The sequence below is a fragment of the Gluconacetobacter sp. genome, from assembly GCF_047721585.1.
GTDB classification, from domain to species: domain Bacteria; phylum Pseudomonadota; class Alphaproteobacteria; order Acetobacterales; family Acetobacteraceae; genus Gluconacetobacter; species Gluconacetobacter dulcium.
Map to the genome: position 1 here is coordinate 1 of NZ_JBDNXE010000069.1, position 20,400 is coordinate 20,400.

Genomic DNA, 20,400 nt, shown 5'->3' on the forward strand with positions numbered 1-20,400 from the left:
CCCGCACAGTTGCGAATCTCTGTCAACCAAGAGCCATCGCAGTCCAGTCCAAAATTACTCATTCCACGGACCCGATCTGGGCGGGCGATCTGGAACAGCGTGGCGATCACTCATCTCGCGGAATTGTGGAAACGTCTGTACTCGCCCACGTACATCGCAGACTATCTCGGGCTTCCGGTCGGTACGATCAAAACGGCAGCTCAGCGCGCTGGGCTGCCTAGCCGCGCGGGCCTGACCCTTCTCAAATCAGCGCCCAGCGAAAACCCACTCGAGGTCCCTGAGAGCCAAGTACTCGTCGAACAGATGATAAAAAGGGTCTGCCAGATCACGCAGACCGTCTTCTATCAGAACGCAAAAGACCGCCGACGACAGCATTACAGCAGGCTTGGACAGCTCCGAATTGCACGAAGTGCCACTGGTAGCATTCATTGATGCTTAACAGTCGCATGGCGCTGCAACGCCGCCTCCTTGATCCCGAATTTCTCCAGCGCACGGTAAAACAAGCACTACTCGCCTTCATGGTGAGCTTGTGCCTGAACATACTTCTTGCGCTGGTCCTGGTCGTCGAGGTCTCACACACGCCACATGTGCGTTACATCTATCACGATTCACTGGGAAAGCCCCGCGAACTCATCGTGACGGATCAGCCGTATTTTTCAGATTCGGAAATAACGGATTGGGCTGTTGCTAAAGTAACAAACCTCTACACGATGAATTACGTCGATTATGGAAAGCATCTCTCGGCAGCCGCTGCCGATTTCGACATTCCAGCGTGGAACGCCTGGGGCCAGGCGTTCAAAGGCCCTGGGAACATCGAATTTATCAAGGAGAAGCGTGTTTTCCTGACCGCCTCTCCAAAAAGCGCTGCAACAATAAGGTCTGAGGGGAAGACGGAGCGTGGGGAATACGAATGGCACGTTCACTTCCCGATGCTGCTCCGATGGGAGAACTCTTCCGGGTCAACAACAAACCTACTCTCGATTGACGTGGCGATCCGAAGAACAAACGCGCCTGAGCACCCCGATGGGCTCGTGATTACGGAGCTCAACGCCCCTCGCGCTTCGGATAACGGAGGGTAAATGCGGCGTCTCTATGGTTTCGTCGGCGGCTGGCTTGCGCTCGCCGCCGTCCACTCGACGGCGCTCGCACAATCTCAACCGGAGGCTCAAGACCACAACCCTGTTGATCCCGCATTCCGCAATCTCCCGCCACCGCCGGTCATGAGAGGCATATACGATCGCTACGATCAGGCCGAGAAGAACCTTGACGGGATTGACGACCCGCATCGTCTTGCTGTGCCCGTCTCCAGGTCGGTTACGATCTCGCTTGCGCCGGGTGCTCAGACCAACATTGTGCGCATAGCCCAAGATTATCCCGCCTCAATTACGTTTCTGGACGAAACGGGCCAACCGTGGCCTATCGCGTGGGACCTCGCGACCAATAAGGGTGGTGGTTGCGATGCGAGGGGACAGGGACAAAACCCAGCCGTCCGCGGGGTGGGTATTTACGCTTGCGTGCCCGAGGCAGGTTCCAACGTCCTTCAGCTGACCCCGATCTCTCGATACGCCCACGGCGGTGTCCTGGTGAGCCTGAAAGGCGCGCCAAAGCCCATCAACTTCATGATTATGGCCGGCACGGGCGCTTACGACGCCGACCTCACCGCACGGGTGCAAGGGCGTGGCCCCAATGCAAAGTCCGTCCCGGTTACAGAAGCGGATGCCCCGGTCACGGGAGCGTCGTTCTTCAACGCCTTGCTCGATGGTGCGCCGCCGGCCGATGCCGTTCCGCTTACGGTGAGCGGTGTAAGCCCCGATCACACGCGTGCGTGGAAAATCGGTCACGAGATGTTTCTTCGAATGGACAATGGATATTGGCCCGTATCTCCCGCCCCGAGCGCCCATCAGTCAGAGTATGATGTGGGAATCTTCGAGATTCCGGAAACCTCTGTCGTCCTTGTATCAACCGGAACACGGATGATCAGCGTGTCCCTATCGGAAGATGCCCCATGAGCGACGGAGCTCCGGCCACGCCGATTAGCCGCACGCCACTCGGAAAGAGTTTGGTCGCTACACGCTCCGTCGGTCTGGCAGTCCTCGGCCTGGTCGTCGTCTTCGGGGGAGGATGGTATCTCCTCGCGCACGACGATCACCCTCGGCCGAAAGCCAGCGACCTGATGCCGCCTCAGATGGCGGCGCCGGCAGGGGGGCAGAATCACTCGGACATGCTCGACCGGACCATGCGAGACAAAGAAATGGCGGATGCTCGAGCGGCCGAGGCGAGCCATAAGTCATTCGCAAGCGCGCTCGCGACAAACGATCACCTCAAGGGAGACAACGCCCCGGTCATCGGCAGTGCCCCGGGCGAACACGAACAATCCAGCACGCCCCCTCGCCGCACACCGCCGCCAGCGGAGCACCACCAGGATCCCCCCCAATCGGCCGATGGAAGCAACCCTTTTACGCGAGATCCAGCCGAAGACGCTTCCCACGGTAATCACAGCGCACACGGTTCCCGCGGAGCGAGCAATGGAAGTCTTTCAGACCTGGCTGAAGCGGAGCTATTCGCCGCCTGGAGCAGCCATCCCCCGTCGCTCGATGTAAAGCTACCGAGCCAGGGCGTTGTAGCAGCGAAGCAAGGCTCAAATGGACAGGCTTTTACGCGCACTCCTGCGCAATCGGGGCCGGAAACGGCTTCGACCGTTAGCGTCTCGTCAGGATCTCCAGCGGCATCGCCGCGCAAGAGCAAGGGGCGTCCGCTCGTCGCGGCGGGCCGTGGCGTCTACGGACACGCGGTACTGACTGCGAACAGTGATATTGGTGGTCAGGCGCTCGTAGAAATCGATAGCGGAGCACTCATCCACGCTCGCGTCTCCGGTGCGTTCCAAAGAAAAGACAATTTCCTTGTTATCAAGTTCGACAAGTTAATGATCGGGGATGCCGACCCGATCGGTATTTCCGCCTATGCTGTTTCACCCGATACGGCAGAGACTGGCGTCGCGTCAGACGTTGATGAGCATATCGCGACAAGGATCATTCTGCCGACAGCCGCGGCGTTCGTCGAAGGCCTCGGCAACGCGATGCAGAATACGAACACGAGCAGCTATACGAGCGGGGTTGGCCTTGCCTCGTTCACACACCTGACACTGCCCCAACAAATGGGGGTCGCCGCCGGCAAGGCCGGACAACAGCTCGGCCAGATCCTCCAGCAGGCGACCCCCCAACAGGCGACGGTTTGGCTACGGTCCGGCGATCCTGTCGGTGTTGTTTTTGAGGAGCCCGTTTTCGCCCCCGGCGAATAGCGCCAGAACCCCTGCGGTTACACACGCATGAGCGATCCTGATCCTCGCCGAAAGGAGGGCCAGACACTCATGCGAGGTAGCGCGATGCGACATGACAATGTCTCCGACGTGACCCCAATGTTGCGTGCGCGCCGCCGCGCACAGGGAACCGACGAGGACAGCGGCACAAACGACCCCGCCACGGAGTCCGAGGAACTATCAGCGCTCGATGGGTCCGGTGAGGACGCCGGCGAAGCGGCGAGCCGGATTTCCCACGGCAGGGTGCCAGCGGCGACAGACGGTGATCGTGGGAGCAGGCAGCGACGGCGCCTCACCAAACCGATCTTCCTTGCGACCGCGGCGACCGCCATAGTAGCGGGCGCAGCGCTGGTCGGGCCTCACCTGTGGACCGCAGGACCCAAAGGCCGCTCTCTGGCGTCCTCGGCGGCCAGGACAACCACCCCCTCGGTCGCCGTTGGGGCGCGAGACGTTCCGACGGCGAATGCGCTGACCCCACCCGCCATGCCCACGCCCGCTGGGCAAGAGGATACTTCGAACACGGACGAGCCGTTCGGCGGTGCGGGTATTCCCGGGCCACCTGCCGTCGCGGCTGTGCCCAGCACGCCCGTGCAGCCAACGCCGGCCATCGCCCCAGCTCCGGCTCCGGCTCCGGCTCCGGCTCCGGCTCAACCACAGGCTTCCAGTCCTGTTTCGCAACCTGGCACGCCACCCCTAACGGCCGGTCCAACAGCGATCCAGACCATCTCCCCCGCCCCGAGTGCGCAGCCGGCCCCGACCGTATCAGCGGACACTGAAAGCCCCGCTCCCAGCAGGGACGAGATGCTTGAGCTCAACCTCGCCAAGCAGATGGCAGGCTTGGCGGACCATCTCGCGACGCTCGAGAAGCAGGTGAGCGGCCTGCAGGTGTCCCTTGGGGAGAGGATCGGAGCGGCCGGCGGCCGGATGGATGAACTGCAGCACCGAGAGGATCTGGTTGAGAAGACTCTGACAACGATTCAAGCGGCTACGGCACGGCCACAGGAAACTGGTCCGGCCCGTTCGTCACAAAGCCACACAACACCCCCGAATTCAGTAGCGCGGCCCACTGCGCCAACCGGACCAAGCGAGCCGGCACGCCCAGTCTATCACGTGCAGGCAGGCGCACCTGGTATTGCGATCCTCCAGGATAGTTCGGGGAACGCAATCCGCGTCGTCAACGACGACACCGTTCCTGGTTGGGGCGCTGTTAAGGGCATTACGCAGATCGGCAACGCGTTCGTCGTCCACACCGAGCATGGCGTCATTCGGTAGGAGCCGACGACATGGAAGGTCTCTTCGACTTCGCACAAGACATCGGTCTCGCCTTGTCGTGGGTCCTCCCGCTGCTGTGCTACGTCGGCGGGTCCTGGTTCCTTGTCGGCGGGCTCCTCGGAATTCTCCAACGGTCTGCCGCGCCGAACGGCCTGCTCGCCAAGCCGTTCGTCCCCGAACTGATGATCGCAGTCGGTGCGACGTTCCTGTCGTTCCCGGAATTCCTCAATGTGGGAAACCGTACACTCGGCTTTGCCGCCAACGTTGATCTGGGCGCGTCCCAAAAGCTCAGCTTCTCGACCGACACGCTCTCCAACGCCGCAAAAGGCGGGCCGCTACAGACCCTCACCGCAATCTTGACCGTCTGGCACACATACTTTGCCTGCTATGGCGCGCTGATCGTCTACTTCGCGCTCGTCCGACAGGTCGGCCGCGCCAAAGGCACAAACAACAGTTCGCCCGCGCTGAACGCCGTCATGGGCATTTCAGGCTTCTTCGTGATGAACGCGGACGTCATCGCTCCCGCTCTGCTGAAGGAACTCAAGCTGGGTTCCTGATGCGGCCGTCGCTTCTCGTTATCCACCCAAAAGGAGGCTCCATGCCGAATTCAAATTCACCGCGCACGACGCCGGGTGTTCGCCGCGCCACGGCGCTCACCGCACTTGCGCTCGCGGTCGTGGTTTTCGCCCCCGACGCCCACGCACAGGCGATCGACGACATCATGCAGCAATCGACCGGACATGCTCTCAGCGCGTGGTCATACCTCATGAACGCCTTTTGCTGGATCCTTGGAAGCGTCCTGCTGATCATGTGCGGGCTTGGCTGGTATCAGCATCAGCGTAACCCGAACGCCGGAAGCCGACCGGGTATGCTGGTCGCGGCCGGAGTGCTGGGGGGCGTGTTTCTTGCCTTTCCTTTTTTCGCCAAGACGGCGTCCTTCACCATCTTCAACTCCGGCCCGACCGTCACCGGCGAGCAGCAGCAGATGCGGTTTGACAGGTGATGGACCCCGTCTCGCTTTCGATGCAACCCGCCGGTTCGCTCAGACTGGGTCCGCTTGCCGCAAACGCACCCGATCGCTGCGCGTGCTGCGGTCATCTCGCGCCGGCGGCTTCGGTAGCGGGACGGGCCCTCTGCATGACATGCGTTCCAGCATTCGCGCTGGACGAGCCGGACATCGACAAGGTCTCGGCGCTCATATGGCTGCCCCACCTCGACCAGCCGGTGGTCAGCCGCCTGGTGACGGCCGTCCATACGGCCCGCGCGGCCGATACCACTGCCATCCCCACCACTGACCCGGTGGGCTTTGCCAAAGCGGCCCAAGCTGTCCTCGACATGCTGCTCGCGCAGCGTGCCGCGGCGATCGCCCGGATCGGCACGGACCGCCCGTCCGTGCTCCGAGCCGCCGGCCTGTCGCTCAACGGCATCAGCATTCCGAAGCGCACCGGTGTCTCCGCGGTGCGCTCTGTTGCATTGGGAGGATGGTTTGGCCCCGACAATGGGCTCTACCAGTCTGCCGCGGCTGAGTGGGTCTGTGGCCCGTGAATTTCATCCGTAAAGACAAGTCGGAAAAGCCGGCTCCGGTCTCGCGGGCAGGCATATCGCTAGGCGATAGAGTCCTTCAGGCGATTGCCGCAACGTCAAGCCTCTTCAAGCGGGACCTGACTGCATTCTGCGACCTCGCAACCTGTGACCGGCATGGCATCGTCACGTTCGGCGGCGATTACGTGACCGTCCTGAGATTGCGTGGAATGCGGCGTATCGCCAGCGGCCCGGAAATCCGGGCGGCGTCATCTCGCCTCAGGCTTGCCTTGACGAGCTTGTTTGCCGCCCCTGGACACGCGCTGCAGTTCTCATACGCGGCGGATCCTGACGGCGTCGAGGAAACAATCGCTCGTAATCTCGACGAACGCCGCACAATTGCCGCAGCGCTGAATGCGGAGTTCGAAGATATCTTCGCCGAGCGCCAGCGTGTCTTGCCGCCGTTTATGCGTCAGGAGCGCATCTATCTCACGTTGTGGACCCGGCCGGGCCGTCTCTCCAGTCAAGAGGCACGACAGGCAAAGGCAGAGCGCCGGCAAAATCTCGCTGGACTGCCGCCCCTCGGTGACGCGCAAAACCCCTTCCTGGGAAGCCTCGAACTCGGCACGATCCACTCATCATTTGTCCAAGGCGTGCTACAGGCTCTGGCCGGAGAGGCCGTGCTGGCTGAAATCCTGGCCCCTGAAGCCGGCCTCCGGGCGATCAGGGAAGAGATATACCCTGAGACGGCCGGAAGCGACTGGACGCCGTCCACCCCACTGGGGCGCAGCAGCCAGGCGATCCCTGACGAGATCCCGCCGCGGGATGTCGCGGACGTGCTGTGGCCCCCTCTCCGCGAGCAATTATTCCGTGATGATGCCCTAACCCCGGACTTCGCGACGGCCACGCTGTCCACGCTTGACTGGACACCGCTCGAACTCACGCGAGCACCTGAGATGCCGCATCCCGGGGCTCCAAATACGCCGATACCGAGCTTCACGGAACTTGCTGCGAAACTGGCTGGCCGCCGCATGCCCTGGCGGATGGTTGGCATGATCGAGGGCATCCGCCCCGGGTACATGCTCTGGAAGGACGCAATCGCCACATTCCTGAAATTTGGCGCGAATCTCCCAATCAACATGGCATTCGCCGAGATCAAGGACATGCGGGCACGCCAGGAGGATACCCCGGTCAAGCTCCGCATGGCATTCGCAACGTCTGCGCCGGCAGGGCAGACCGAAACCTTGAAAGTGCGGGCTTCACGCCTGGAGCAAGCCATCCAGTCGTGGGGCGGCGCCTCTGCAAGCCGGGTGTGCGGCGACCCTCTCGCCGGCGTGCTGTCGTCTGTGCCAGGGCTGGCCCTCGCATCGACGGCACCGCCGTCAGCGGGCCCCCTCTCGCAAATGCTCGCCATGATGCCGTGGGCACGGCCGGCGTCGCCGTGGCTCGACGGTGCAATGCTGTTCCGGGCGGCCGACGGGACGATCGTCCACTACGACCCTGCCGGATCCGGCCGGGACGCCGTGCTCGATCTCTTTGTCGCCCCTTCGCGACACGGCAAGTCGATGCTCGCCAATGCACTGCTCCTAAACACCGTGCTGAGCCCGGCGGCGATGACAGCACATGGAGCCCGGGTCCCTCTGATCGGCAAGCTCGATGTCGGCGATTCATCTTCCGGGTTCGTGGACATGGTTCGTGCCGGCCTGCGCGCGGCAGACCAGCATCTGGCACTTCATGTGTCGTTTCAATTGATCGAAGAACACGCCGTCAACATCTTTGATCCTGAGACCTGCTGCCGGATGCCGCTGGAATACCACACGACCTTCCTGCGAAATTTCCTGGGCCTGATCTGCACGCCGATCGACGGGCAGCCGTTCGAGTCCATGAACCAGCTGATCGACGCGGTTATCCCGGCTGTCTACGAGTTTTTCTCCGACGATGGACCGTCGGTGCAGCCAAAAGTCTGGCGCCCCGGGATCGATCCGACTGTCGATAAGGAACTGTCCCGGAATCGACTTGCACCTGAGCGAGACACCCCTTGGTGGCAGATTGCAGATCTGTTCGCAGATGCGGGCGATATGCGGATGGCACATCGGGCGACCCAATGGGCAGCACCGACCATTGGTGATCTGATCCGTGTTCTACGGGAACCGCGCTTACAGCGGTTCGAGGACGTTACTCCGACATCTGGAAAAGAGTCTACGATCGGGATTTTCCGCCGTTACATCACCCATTTTATCGACAAATACCCGTCTCTGAATCGGCCGACCCGTCTTGACCTTGGCGAGGCGCGGATCGTCGTCCTCGACATCGGCCGGGTGGCGCCCGAAGGAATCGGGGAGTCCCAAAGGCAGACCGAGCTGATGTATCTTCTCGGCTTTCACATCGTCGCCAAAAATTTCTTCCTGCACCCAGACGATGCCGAAAGCGTGCCGGCTCACGTTAGACAATACCATCGCAGGCGGTTCGAGGAGTTTCGCGAGAGCTTCAAGCGGATCGAGTGTGACGAGTTTCAACGCACGGCCGGCGCTCCACATATCCAGCGGCAGTTTGAGGAAGCGGCCCGGCGTTCGGCCAAGCTGAATGTAAAGATCGGACTGGCAAGCCAGAAGCTCGACGACTTCGGAGAGTATCTGATCTCCCACTCAACCGGCCGGTTTATTCTCGGCGCGCCTGATGACAAGGAAGCAAAGGCGATCTGCGAGCGTTTCCAGCTCAGCGCCGCCGCACGGGCTATTGTCTATAACGGATTGAACGGACCGCGGCCGGACGGTAGCGGGGCACCCTTGATCTGGCAGACCCGCGTAAAGCACGAAGTCTTCGAACTCTTTGTGTTGAATCTGATGGGTCCGATCGAACTCTGGGCCCTGTCCACCAGCCCGAAGGACACCGCGCTGCGGCGGCGCCTATATGACGCGCTGGGCACCGCCGAGGCACGCCGCAGGCTGGCGAAGGTATTCCCCCGCGGGAGCGCGGAGGCCGAGATAGAGCGCCGTGAGACGGCACGCATCAAAGCGGGCCAGGACGCCAGTATTGACCTCGGTGGGGTCATTGACGAACTCGCTCGCGAAATCTGCGACGGGACAGGCCTGGGGACGGTGATCAGGCCGTCCACTGGCTCGACCGGAGTCACAAACGATAACTCCATAGTCTCCCCATGAAGACTGCCCGGATCTTGACCCCTATCATCGGCGCGGCCCTGATCGCCGGGTGCAGCGAGGCGACGAACGAGCCGGTTTCCGTCGCGGTTCCAGGCATGCCCTCTCCCGAGTTGGCGCTGCAACGGAGCCTCGATCGGATCAACGGCTTCCTGAGCAGCATCAACGAGCGGATCGAGACCCCCGCACGTGGGGCCATACCTCTCGCCGTCACGGAAACCCGTCGAGCTCAGCGCCCCATCAACGTCACGCCACCGACTTCCATGCCGAGCGCCGCGCCTGCCCAGGCGCAGGCCCAGGAGGCGCGGCCGGTGTTTGGACCGTCTGCGGTCTGGTTCGCATACGGCGACGGTTATCCGCGGATCCGCTGTGCGCCCGGAAGCATCTGCCTTGTGAGGCTGCAGCACGGCGAGACGATGGACGGAGGCGCGCTCACGAGCACCGGCCTTCGTGGGTGGCGCGCCGACCTCGTTCGGGGCACGCGAGGGGTGCACGCTGGTTGGGCAGTAGCGCTGACCCCACTGGCCGGCGCACGTCCATCAGTTCTGCACTTCGCCACGAGCCGGCGCTCTTATGCTCTCGCGCTCCAGCCAGACGGCGACAGCATGCGCACAGTCGCCTTCACGTATGGGCCGTCCGACGGAACGACCCAACCTGAGCCCCCGACACCGACTTCGCCGTCCCCTGGAAAATCGGGGCCGGACTTCACCTACCACATCGACGGTCCCGATCTCCCCTGGAAGCCAATGCGTGTCTACTGCGACGACGGGCACACATATTTCCAGTTCCCGCCAGGCGGGATCGTCTCAGCCCCTCGATTGCTCGTCGTCTCACCTGCAATCAGCGCCGCTCAGCCCTACAGGGTGATCGGGGACTCCTATGTCGTCGATCGGCAGGTCGATCAAGCGATGCTGATAGGAGCCGGGCCTGGCGCGCCTGTGATCCGAATTACCCATGGAGGCAAGACGTGATCCGACGCCACCCCACGCTTATCGGCGCAACTCTGCTCGGGCTTATGACCGGCTGTGCCACTGATGCGCTCCCCGACAGGGCATCTCATGTCACCGGGGCAACATTCCGGGACACATCCGCACTGACGGTTTTTATCGCGGACATCCTCGCCACCAGTATGGACCCTGGGCAATCGACCCTGCGCCTGTCTCCATTCGAAGGTGCCGACGAGGCCCATGCACAGACGCTTCTCAGCGACACCTTGCGGGAGCGCGGCTTCGCGTTGTCCCCGGACGGGATGCCCTACCCCGGTGCGCACACCGTGCGTTACTCGATCTCGGCCGTCGGCCTGAACCTGCTCCTCGAACTCGACGTCGATGACGCCGCAGCAACGTGCCTTTACGGGCACGCGGCCGATGGAGCGCTGATCCGGACAGGGAGTTGCACCCTGCGCGCTGGCGCCTCGCTTGCAATGCGCATCCCGGCCCAGCCCGAGCTTCATACGGTCGAGCCGAACATCCGAGGCGTCAACGTGTCTCCGCTGCCGGCGCCTGCGCGGACAGGCGCCGCGCTCTCGATCCACGACGCGCCGATCAGCCGGCAGCCGCAGGCGATGACGGCCCCACCGGCCGCGCCGCTCCGGCTACAGCCTCCAGCGGAGATCTGGACGCTCGTCGAAGGACAGCCCATCCGCGACCAGATGATTGCCTGGGCCGACCGCGCCGGCTGGAAGGTCGAGTGGCCGCACGAGCTGAACTGGAATGTGCCTGCCCTCACAACCTTCACGGGCGATTTCCACACCGTCATGAGCGACGTGGTTCGCACGATCGCGGATGAGGGCAAGTCCATTCGCGCGGAATTCCACTCGAGCAACCGTTTTCTTGTCGTCACGTCGCCCGGAGGACAGGGCCGTTGAAAACCAAACGTCATATTCTCTCGGCCGTCGCAATCATGGCGCTTCTAAGCGCGTGTCAGGACTTCCAGGAGGCGAGGCGGAGCGAAGACGACACGCTCGCACGATCGCGCGACTCAAGGGTACCGAACACGCCGATTATCACCGAGAGCGACAAGCCCTGGCTCGTGGGGGAGACGCTCCATGATGCCGATCCGCTGCCCGACATTCTGAAGGTGCAGTCCTCGCTCACGATTGCGCGCCCGGTCTCCCTGCGGGACGCCGCCATCCAGGCCAGCCGCCAGACCGGTATCCCCGTCCGGATCGCTCCGGATGCCGAACAGGACGATCTGGCGGACAGTCTCGGGTCTGGCGGGAATCAGACTCCCATCACCTTCAACGGCACCAACCTGCCTCCGCCGCCGGTTGCGTCCGCTCTCGCCTCAGCCGCCGCTTCAAGAACCCGTTCTTCCTTCCCGGCCTGGCGCGGCAGCGGAAACTGGCTGGCATATAGCGGGACACGCGAGGGCGTTTTCCAGGCGATTGCGACACGCTTTGGGGTATGGAAGCGCTGGGTCGATGGACACATCGAATTCTTCCGTACAGAAACGCGCACTTTCACCATTCCGGCGTTTCCCGGGGACACCAACGCGAACACCTCGATCGTCGCCTACACGGGAGGCGGGAGTGGCTCATCCGGCGGGAGCATGTCCGGCGGGGGCATGAGCGGCGGCGGTATGGGCGGTGGCGGTATGGGAGGCTCCTCGGGAGGCTCATCCGGCCAGTCCGCTGGCATGGCGTCGATCAGTAACACCAGTAAAACCAATCGCTGGAAGACCATCGAGCGCACGGCACAGATTGTCTCAGGAGGGGCTCAGGTCGTCGCAGACGACGGGCTCGGAACGCTCTCCGTTACCGGGACGCCCGATCAGGTCGCCCGTATCGAAGAATGGATGCACGGCGTCAACGAAAGCCTGATGAAGCAGGTCGCCGTAGAGGTCCACGTCTACACGGTGAAGATCACTCGGGAGACGAATTACGGCTGGAGTCCGCAATTTGCATTCAAATCGCACAACGGTCTGGTCGGCCTGACCTCGACGCCGGCCACGATCCCCTCGATCCAGTCGGGTGACACCCCGTTCCGCTTCGGCGCATCGATCCTCGACACAGGCCGCGGAACCGGTGGCCTGTTCTCCGGGTCGAACGTCGTCTTCCAGGCGCTGAACGAACTCGGCAACGTCACCGAGCAGTACGATCGGTCCGTCGTCACCACCAACGGTGTCACTGCGCCCCTCCAGAACGGCATCAACACGACGTACCTGGCCAGCACCGTATCCACCCTTGCGACCAACGCCGGGACAGCGAACTCCTTGTCCCCGGGCGTGGTGATGTCGGGCTTCATGGGCTCGGTGACCCCCAAGATCGTCGATAACCGCATTCTCCTTCACACCAATTTCCTGCTCCAGACGCTCCTTGCGGTGCAGAACATCACGTCGAATGGCTCCAGTATCCAGGCGCCGAAGACGTCGAGCACGTCGCTCGACGACACGGTTGCGCTTCCGAGCGGCTCGACCCTGGTGTTGAGCGGCTACGTCGACGACGCCACCTCCCGCAGCCGTACGGGCGTGGGATCAGCACTGAACTGGCTGTTCGGCGGCGGCGGTGACGCCCAGGTAACCAAAACACACGTCGTCGTCACTGTGGAGGCCCGGACCCTATGAGACGCAGCGCCATTGCAGCCGCGGCTATCGCCCTCGCCGTACCTCTCCAGGTGCAGGCTCAAACCCCAATTCCTGAATGCGCCAGCCGACTGGCGGAACCCGCGCCGGGTCAGGTCCTCACGCCAGCGGAACTCGATGCCAACAACGCATGCGTCACCGTGATGCAGCAGGCGAAGATCGTCTCCGATCTTGGCACCGCAATGCAGGAGAACATTCGCCGCCTCACCGAGAAAGACAAACCGCGGGCAGCGGCCGGCGTGCCTGATCGACCCGCTCTCGAATTGCAGCCACCGCCCCTCTCTACACGGCAGGACGACGCCGTGCCGGCACCGCCCACGCCGCCTCCGGCGCCGACCTATGACACCATTTGGACCGATGGCGGGCGGACAGGCGCCACCCTGCGCTTCAGCGATGGCAGCAGCCAGGACGTGGAACGCGGAACGCGCCTGCGCGACGAGAGTGTGGTCACGGCCATCTCATCGCGCGGATTGACCCTGCGCCGGCCGGATGGCTCCGTGCTCACCCTGCGTGGAAGCAGCGACGCTCCCACGCCGACCCGGATCATCGCTGTGCCCGGCGCGCCGAGCTACCCGCCGCCGACACATGGTTAACGGGGCGGATCATGGCATTCTTCATTCGGGCTGAGCACAGAATCTGGTGCGGCGACCTGCGTTGGCGCACATACGAGCGACGCCCCTCGCTCTTTACTCTTCGCTCCGAGGCGCTCGCCCTCGGAGCAAACTACACGGTCCGCTCTCCTTTGTTTCCGGGAGCCATCGGCTTCCTCGTGGCCGAGCAACTCGATCTCAAGGAATCCTTCCACAGCCTGATGCTCGCGGTCGCATCGACGTTTGGCCCGCGATATTATGGCGAGTACGAGGTTGGCCTCGATCAGTTCTGGGTCGTCGCAACAGACGACACCGGCCGCCCTCTCCCCGGATCGGACACCATCTATCGAGACGAGACGATCGCTGCCGTCCGCAGCGGGTTCGAAGGCTTCACGTTCGAGCGCCGGGACATTCTCTCCAGAGCAGAATTCGAAACGCTGCAAGCCAGCCTTCCTGACGCGCCCCTTTCAATCCGCTCAACCTCGCTCCAGTCCGTGTATCTCGCGGCGGCTGCAACCCTCGCCCTTGCCCTCGGCGTTACGGAAGGCACTCACGTTTATCACAAACATCAGCAGGAGCTCGTCCGCGCCAGAGCGCGGCAGGCAATGCTGCATCGCCCAACGAAGCCGAAGCCGGCGGCGGAAGCGCCGAGCACGCCGCCAACCATCCAGCCGTCCGCGTGGGTTAAAGCATGCGTCTCCGCCGTGCCGTCCGCCGCATTCCACCGCGGCTGGGTCGTAGCCGGCGTGCTGTGTAGCGACGACAAGACGACAGTTTCATGGGCGCGCAGGGGAGGCTCGCTCAGCGACGCTCCCCCCGGGGATGTCACCAACAACGGCAACATTGTCGACGATGCTTTACCCCTGATCGTCGCGCCCGGGCACCCCGACGAGCGCGAGAACACGCTCGAGGAACGCGACCTGTTCGGCTTCCTCCAGACTGCAGGCACCACGGCGCAGATTAATCGCTCGCCCGTCACCCTGATGGTCGGTAACCGGCGGATGCCCATGACAACGACGAGCGCGACATTCGCGTGGCCGGGCGATCCCATGGCTGTGCCATGGGACCAGTTCAAAGGGCTGCGGATAATTGAAATGAAGCGCGCTTATCTTGGGAGCGAAGCTGGCCCCACCCTGGGCGCCTGGCAATTCAAGGTCTCGTTCACCGAACCCGTCCTCCAGCGAGTGACCAAAGGGAAGGCGAGCTGATGCTCAATCTGCTTTTTCGTAGGAAGACTACGGCCCGCGAAGACAATGCGATTCAGGTACCCGCCGAATTGCGCGGGCAGATCCACATCGACGAAATCAACCAGGTTGTGTTTGCGAACGAGGCGCTCAAACGTCGCGAGGTCATGCTGACATGGTTGGCCGAAGCGCGCCACGAGCCTCGCCTCGCGATGCTTCGTGTCGAGTGGGAGCGCATGGGGACCGTCACAGAGCGCATCCAGCAGGCTCACCACGACGCTCTTGTGGTTTCTCGAGACGACAATCTCGATGCAGAGGTGCGAGGCGAATGCCTGGCCTTGCTTCGCGAGGGTGCGGAAAGCGGGGTGTCGGATATCCATATCCACCGCAAGGAACGCCATACGGAAATCCTGTTTCGCATCAACGGAACGCTCGTGGTCGCCCACGAATTGACGAATGACCATGCCGACCGCCTGATCCGCGCCATGTACACGCTCGCGAGTTCTCGTGACAGCGCATACAGCGAGGGCGAAGCCCAGGATGCAGCGATCGCCGGCGATGTTCTCAAGGGCACTGGCCTTGCCAACGTTCGTATCGTGAAGGGTCCTTGTTTGCCCGTATCCGAGGGCGGCAAGTTCATGATCCTCCGACTCCAGTATGCCCGGTCCGGCAGCGCTCGTCGTGGCACCCAGCCAACGGTTGAATTCCACTCACCTCGACGGCCGGAAGGACAGTTGAAGCTCCTGAGCTACGGCTTCTCCCAGGACCAGGTCGATCGGATACTCAATATCTCAATAGCGCCCTCGGGCGTGCTGATTTGCACCGGCCCGACGGGCTCGGGCAAGACCACTCTGCTGTTCGAGACGTTGCAGCATAAAGCCCGTACGGAGCCAGGGAGACGCCTGGTCACGATCGAGCAGCCGGCCGAATATCCGATGCCATGGGCTATCCAGATGGATATCTCAAACGCCCTCTCCGCAGACGCTGCAGGAAAGGAATTCAAGGCGCGGCTACGAAACGCCTTGCGTATGGACCCCGACGATATGATGGTCGGCGAAATCCGTGATACCGAGGTCGCCCTGACCACCTTCGACGCTGCCCAGACCGGGCACTTCGTCGTCACAACGCTCCACGTCGACGACCCGTTCGATTATCCCCTGCGGCTGCAGAACATGGATTACGAACGTCTGAGTTTCCGAACCACCTGCAACGCCTCGATCGTGCGCGGCATCGTGGGACAGCGGCTCCTGCCTACACTCTGCCCCCATTGCGCCGTACCCTGGAAGATCGACGACGAACGTATGCCACGCCGAACCCGCGAGGCAGTGCCGACATGGGGCGAAGATCCATCGCGCATCCGCCGCGCGGGGCCAGGCTGCCAGCACTGCCTGGGTACCGGGATCGGCGGGCGGACCGCAGTCGCGGAAGTCGTGGAAACCGACGAAGAGTTGATGAGCGACTTCGTGCGACATGGCGTTTCGGTCGCGCGTCATCGTTTTCGAGCCCGCAAGGGCGTCGATGCGTCGATGGTAGAGACCGCCATGGGCCGGGTATTTGCCGGCCTCGTCGATCCATACCAGGTCACCGCGAAGGTCGATCGCATCCGTACATACGACGCCGTCATGACCGAACGCGCCGCCGGCGCAGCCGAGGCAGCATGACGCTCAATATCGTTTACACCTCAAGCGCCCGATCCCGCCCTGGCGTTACCGCCAATCTGACAGAATGGCTCGACGTCCATATGTCCTTCCGTTGGAGGACAAGAGCCCAGCTCTACCGGATGATCTCGGTTCGTATGCGACAGAATGCCTCAGTCGACCGGATCCTTCGCATGTATTCGCGTCAACAGAAGCGCAGGCGTCGCTCCTCCGTCCCGCGCCTGCTCGATAGCGTTTTGACGCGCATGACGGAAAAAGGCCTGCCCTTCGCCGAGGCGCTCCGCCCATACATCCCCGACGATGAATATATGATGATCCTCTCGGGAGAGCGTGCCGGCGACATCGGGTCGGCCATGGACCTGGTGTGCGACATCAAGACGCGAACAGGCAGGATCATGCGGGCGGCGCAAAGTGCAGCCTTCCAGCCGCTCATGTACATCGTGGTGCTCTTTATCTACCTGTACGCAATGGCAAAAATGGTCATCCCCTCCCTCCTGCACGGGGTTCCAGGCCAGCACGCGGCCAGCACCTCCCAAGACGTCCTCGTCTTTGCGGCAAACCTTGCGACCGGTGCGAACGCCTTCATCATACTTGGGTCGCTTATCGCCACGGTTGTCGCGGTCTGGTTCAGCCTGGCGAGATTGACCGGGCCGCTGCGTGTGATGCTGGAGCGCATGCCCCCGTGGTCGATTTACCGGAACATCCAGGGATACATCTGGATTTCGAGCTTCATCGCCCTGGTGCGCGCCGGGATGACCGATACCGATGCTCTCGCACACCAGATGCAGGGGGCGTCGCCATGGCTCGCCGAGCGCCTTGGCGCCATCCTGGCGCGCCTTGGTCCGAGGGGAATGTCGCTGCCGGAAGCGATGGAGGACAGCGGGTTGGCATTTCCGTCTCCCGAGGTCATCGACGATATCGAAGCTAGCTGGGGCGGCAAGGAGGCATATGGGCGCCTCCTCGAGTCCAGCAAAATGTGGGCCGACGAGATCGAGCTTTCGACGCTCGCGCAGGCTGCCGCGATCAAGAGTCTCGCCACCACGCTGATGATGCTCCTCGCTGGGGCACTCATCGTCGCATCCAACAACATCGGGTCAAACATGGGCGGCGGCCAGCCAATGTGACCGCCGTGCGCGCAGTCACAAACGAGCCGGCGATACTGCCCTACAAAACCATCACAGGGGCTTCGCATGGACCAGATTATCTCCCTACTCGTGAAGGCCGGGGCGGTATTGCTCGCCGTGGTTGCCGTGCTCGCCGGCTCATACGAGGTCTTCTCACGCAACAACGGTTCAACTGCCGCCGGCGAACAGAGCCAGCTCGCGACCAACATCGAGACCTATTACAATGGCGGCATGATGGCTCGTAATTACTCGAGCATCTCCAATAGCTCCGCGATCCGCGCGGCACTGGTGCCGAAGTCCATGCTCAACGGCGACGGCAATACCATTGCCGGTCCATGGGGTGGTTCCACCGTGACGATAGGCACATGGGGCAATGGATTCCAGGTTGCCTGGAGCAATGTCGACGGCGACTCCTGCGCGACCTTCGCCAGAAGTCAGGCGCCCCAGAACGTCAATATCAATGGCGACGACATCCAGCTCTCCAATAGTGATGCGGCAACCCAGATTGCGAACGCCTGTAACGCCTCCAGCGGCGCAAGCACGGCTTCGGTCATATTCGAGTATGCCGGATAACCGGCGCATATGCCGTTCATCCTCCTCGCGATGTGGCTTATTGTAACCGTGACGAGTTCAATGCTGGGCCTCCATGTGGTGCAGAACCAGAACACGCCGCTATCCTCGGGTAGTGGCGCTGCTGCGGCACAGGCGTGGCTCGCGTACAAGGCGGCTCTGCTCAAATATCTCGAAGACCACCCGAGCGCGACCGGCTCGATTACTCTCGGTCAGCTCGGCCTCGACAGTAATGGGTATGATCTCTCCAGCGCAGGGAATCAGATCGTGCGCAACGACGAATCAGTCACCATCGAAGCGTGGATGGAACTGACGTCAGATCAGATCGCCGCCGCCATCCACATAACGAACGGCGACATGAGTATCGGCACTTCACTCGGCGATCGATGGACGACTCCTTCCGCTGGCAACATGGGATTACTTCCTGTTTCCGCGCCAGTGGGAGACGCTGTGTCTGTCGTAAGCCTCTCGGGAACCGGCTACCGATGAGCTCCCTTATTGGCGTGATGATTGCGACGCTCGTCGCACTCACAATTCTCCCGCGCTACTTCGGCATGATCGAGAACGGCAACACGCAGGCTGTGAATGCCACTACAGCCGGGCAGTTCCAGGCGCTCCTGAAGGCCGCCCAGCTCTACATCGACAAGCACGGATCTGATCTCGTGAGCACTGTTCCCGTTGGAGGAACGTCGCCGATCGACATCTCAGCTCTGATTGCCGACGGCGACCTGCCGTCCGGCTTCACAACCGTCAATCCATACCGTCAGACCTGGCAAATCTACGTTCGACAACCTGCAAGTAAAACCCTCGACGCCATCGTGGAGAGCTCCGACGGGATCACGCTGACCGGTCAATCCGCCGTTGCGATCGCGTCCCTGACGGGCGCGCAGGGCGGCTTCGTGCCGGAAGACGGGATGTTCGGCTCCATGAATTCCTCAAATGCCTATGGAGCAAGCGGCTCCTGGCAATTGCCTCTTGCTGGATTGCCAAATCCTGGCCCCGGCCATCTGTACGGCATCCTCGTCGGGGCAAACACATCAAGCGAGACCACGGATTACCTTTATCGCGATTCAGTCCCTGGCCATCCCGAACTCAACACAATGCGAGCTTCGCTGGATATGGGTGGAAACGACATCAACGACGCCAATAACGTCAATGCGACACGCGGCGTCTTCAACGCCGGCAACCCGAATGGTGGCTATGGCGGTGTAAAGGTCGGGTCCGCCTACCTCTACGGCGACGACAACGATGCTGCGGTGCGAACGCCCGGGACGGTTTACATGCAGCACTACGACGGCACCCCGGCGAATATTGGCGCCGACACCGCCTATTTCACGCGCAACATCGGGGCCAACGGCCTTGATCCGTATGGTGGACTTCCTGCCGGCTTTGGCGGGGGCGTGCATGCGAAGGACGGCTATTTCGAGGGGACCATTGCCACCGGGACCGGTGGCAACCAAAGCAATATCATCACCAATTACGGGTATGTAAAAGTCGGCGATCACGTCGACATTCAAGACCACGCCAGCGTCCTCAATCCCGGGTGCGGATTATGGGTCAGCGGAGCGTGCTTCTACGGAGACACCACCAACGCTGCCGTTGAAACCCCTGGCTCCGTGTCAATGCAACATTACGACGGGACAAACGCGGATCTTCAGGCCGACCACGCTACGTTCACTTCCGTCAGACTCGGCACCGACGGGGGCAACGCCTGGCCGGGCAATTCATGCGCGCCGAATGGTACGATTGCGGCAAAAGCGGACGGCTCCGGCCGGCTGCTGTCGTGCTTGGATGGAACATGGCAAATTCCTCCTGCCCAGATATCGACCTACGTCCCGACAACGACGCTCCGTTACACAGGGTATAATCGTCCGAATCCCATTACCGGTGGCTATAGCTGTCCACCCGGCACAACCGACATGAACATCGAACAACTTTGGTATGGCGATTACGGCTTCAGCTCCCTCCATCTCTGCAGCGCCGAATGAGAAGCAACGCCACGCACCGCGAGCCCGAGACGCAGGTGAAGCGCGGGACATATGATCTCACGCCGGCATGGCTTCTTTCCATGCGGACGTCGTTGACGCGGCATCAGCACCGACGCTCAGGCAAAATGCCGGATTACGGTACTCGCTCGATTAACGGCAGGAAGGTGCGCCACATCGTTCCCCTTGGAACACACTGTCTCACAGCAGGGATTCTCCGCGCCGCCGAGCTCAGGCGATATGCCTTGCCGTTCGACTGGATCTTCTCGACGCCGGGGATGATATTGCACGTCCTCGAGACGGACTTCCGAGATTTCATGCCACCGGTCGGGCAGACCCACCCCTCCTATCGAGATCGCTTCGGCCTGTCCGACATGTTTCCCCACTGAAGCGGGCCGCGAGGTTTGGAACTGCGGGGCAATAGATTTGGAACCCTTTTT

Annotated in this window: 19 protein-coding genes and 1 pseudogene; all 20 read left to right on the forward strand. The window is 62.2% G+C overall.

Features of this window, described 5'->3' with window-relative positions; all coding sequences use genetic code 11:
* Positions 1-432 (forward strand): annotated as a pseudogene (locus tag ABF821_RS13050) (hypothetical protein); the annotation flags it as partial.
* Between the two features lie 14 nt (positions 433-446).
* Entirely contained in the window at positions 447-1,079 is a 633-nt protein-coding gene (locus ABF821_RS13055; protein WP_415530282.1) for a DotI/IcmL/TraM family protein, read from the forward strand.
* Positions 1,080-2,009, forward strand: a complete 930-nt coding sequence (locus tag ABF821_RS13060) for a DotH/IcmK family type IV secretion protein (protein WP_415530283.1) — start codon at positions 1,080-1,082, stop codon at positions 2,007-2,009.
* A complete protein-coding gene (locus tag ABF821_RS13065) occupies positions 2,006-3,298 on the forward strand; it encodes a hypothetical protein (RefSeq protein ID WP_415530284.1) in 1,293 nt (430 codons plus the stop codon). Before ABF821_RS13060 ends, ABF821_RS13065 begins: the two co-directional genes overlap by 4 nt.
* 819 nt (positions 3,299-4,117) lie before the next feature.
* Entirely contained in the window at positions 4,118-4,588 is a 471-nt protein-coding gene (locus tag ABF821_RS13070) for a hypothetical protein (protein WP_415530285.1), read from the forward strand.
* Between the two features lie 11 nt (positions 4,589-4,599).
* On the forward strand, positions 4,600-5,145 hold the full coding sequence (locus ABF821_RS13075) for a hypothetical protein (RefSeq protein ID WP_246401762.1): 546 nt from the start codon (positions 4,600-4,602) through the stop codon (positions 5,143-5,145).
* The gene (locus ABF821_RS13080) at positions 5,145-5,591 is read left to right on the forward strand and encodes a hypothetical protein (RefSeq protein ID WP_415530286.1); all 447 of its coding nucleotides are present in this window, start codon (positions 5,145-5,147) and stop codon (positions 5,589-5,591) included. Before ABF821_RS13075 ends, ABF821_RS13080 begins: the two co-directional genes overlap by 1 nt.
* Positions 5,592-5,725: 134 nt before the next feature.
* Positions 5,726-6,133, forward strand: a complete 408-nt coding sequence (locus ABF821_RS13085; RefSeq protein ID WP_415530288.1) for a hypothetical protein — start codon at positions 5,726-5,728, stop codon at positions 6,131-6,133.
* Entirely contained in the window at positions 6,130-9,270 is a 3,141-nt protein-coding gene (locus ABF821_RS13090; RefSeq protein WP_415530289.1) for a type IV secretion protein DotO, read from the forward strand. Before ABF821_RS13085 ends, ABF821_RS13090 begins: the two co-directional genes overlap by 4 nt.
* A 14-nt stretch (positions 9,271-9,284) precedes the next feature.
* A complete protein-coding gene (locus ABF821_RS13095; RefSeq protein WP_415530290.1) occupies positions 9,285-10,238 on the forward strand; it encodes a TrbG/VirB9 family P-type conjugative transfer protein in 954 nt (317 codons plus the stop codon).
* Positions 10,235-11,134: a toxin co-regulated pilus biosynthesis Q family protein gene (locus ABF821_RS13100; RefSeq protein ID WP_415530291.1), complete on the forward strand. Its 900-nt coding sequence runs from the start codon at positions 10,235-10,237 to the stop codon at positions 11,132-11,134. Before ABF821_RS13095 ends, ABF821_RS13100 begins: the two co-directional genes overlap by 4 nt.
* On the forward strand, positions 11,131-12,831 hold the full coding sequence (locus tag ABF821_RS13105; RefSeq protein ID WP_415530293.1) for a pilus assembly protein PilN: 1,701 nt from the start codon (positions 11,131-11,133) through the stop codon (positions 12,829-12,831). Before ABF821_RS13100 ends, ABF821_RS13105 begins: the two co-directional genes overlap by 4 nt.
* Entirely contained in the window at positions 12,828-13,442 is a 615-nt protein-coding gene (locus ABF821_RS13110) for a hypothetical protein (RefSeq protein WP_415530294.1), read from the forward strand. The genes ABF821_RS13105 and ABF821_RS13110 overlap by 4 nt, the downstream gene beginning before the upstream one ends.
* A gap of 11 nt (positions 13,443-13,453) precedes the next feature.
* Positions 13,454-14,647, forward strand: coding sequence for a type 4b pilus protein PilO2 (gene pilO2 / locus ABF821_RS13115; protein WP_415530295.1), 1,194 nt, complete (start codon positions 13,454-13,456; stop codon positions 14,645-14,647).
* Positions 14,647-16,284 carry a GspE/PulE family protein gene (locus ABF821_RS13120; protein ID WP_415530296.1) on the forward strand — a complete coding sequence of 546 codons (1,638 nt, stop codon included), beginning with the start codon at positions 14,647-14,649 and terminating at the stop codon, positions 16,282-16,284. Before pilO2 ends, ABF821_RS13120 begins: the two co-directional genes overlap by 1 nt.
* Entirely contained in the window at positions 16,281-17,405 is a 1,125-nt protein-coding gene (locus tag ABF821_RS13125) for a type II secretion system F family protein (RefSeq protein WP_415530297.1), read from the forward strand. Before ABF821_RS13120 ends, ABF821_RS13125 begins: the two co-directional genes overlap by 4 nt.
* 66 nt (positions 17,406-17,471) lie before the next feature.
* Positions 17,472-17,978: a type 4 pilus major pilin gene (locus ABF821_RS13130; RefSeq protein ID WP_415530298.1), complete on the forward strand. Its 507-nt coding sequence runs from the start codon at positions 17,472-17,474 to the stop codon at positions 17,976-17,978.
* A 9-nt stretch (positions 17,979-17,987) separates the two neighbouring features.
* Entirely contained in the window at positions 17,988-18,464 is a 477-nt protein-coding gene (gene pilM / locus ABF821_RS13135) for a type IV pilus biogenesis protein PilM (protein ID WP_415530299.1), read from the forward strand.
* Positions 18,461-19,963, forward strand: coding sequence for a shufflon system plasmid conjugative transfer pilus tip adhesin PilV (gene pilV / locus ABF821_RS13140; protein WP_415530300.1), 1,503 nt, complete (start codon positions 18,461-18,463; stop codon positions 19,961-19,963). The genes pilM and pilV overlap by 4 nt, the downstream gene beginning before the upstream one ends.
* On the forward strand, positions 19,960-20,349 hold the full coding sequence (locus ABF821_RS13145; protein WP_415530302.1) for a DUF1796 family putative cysteine peptidase: 390 nt from the start codon (positions 19,960-19,962) through the stop codon (positions 20,347-20,349). The genes pilV and ABF821_RS13145 overlap by 4 nt, the downstream gene beginning before the upstream one ends.
* Positions 20,350-20,400: the final 51 nt, after the last annotated feature.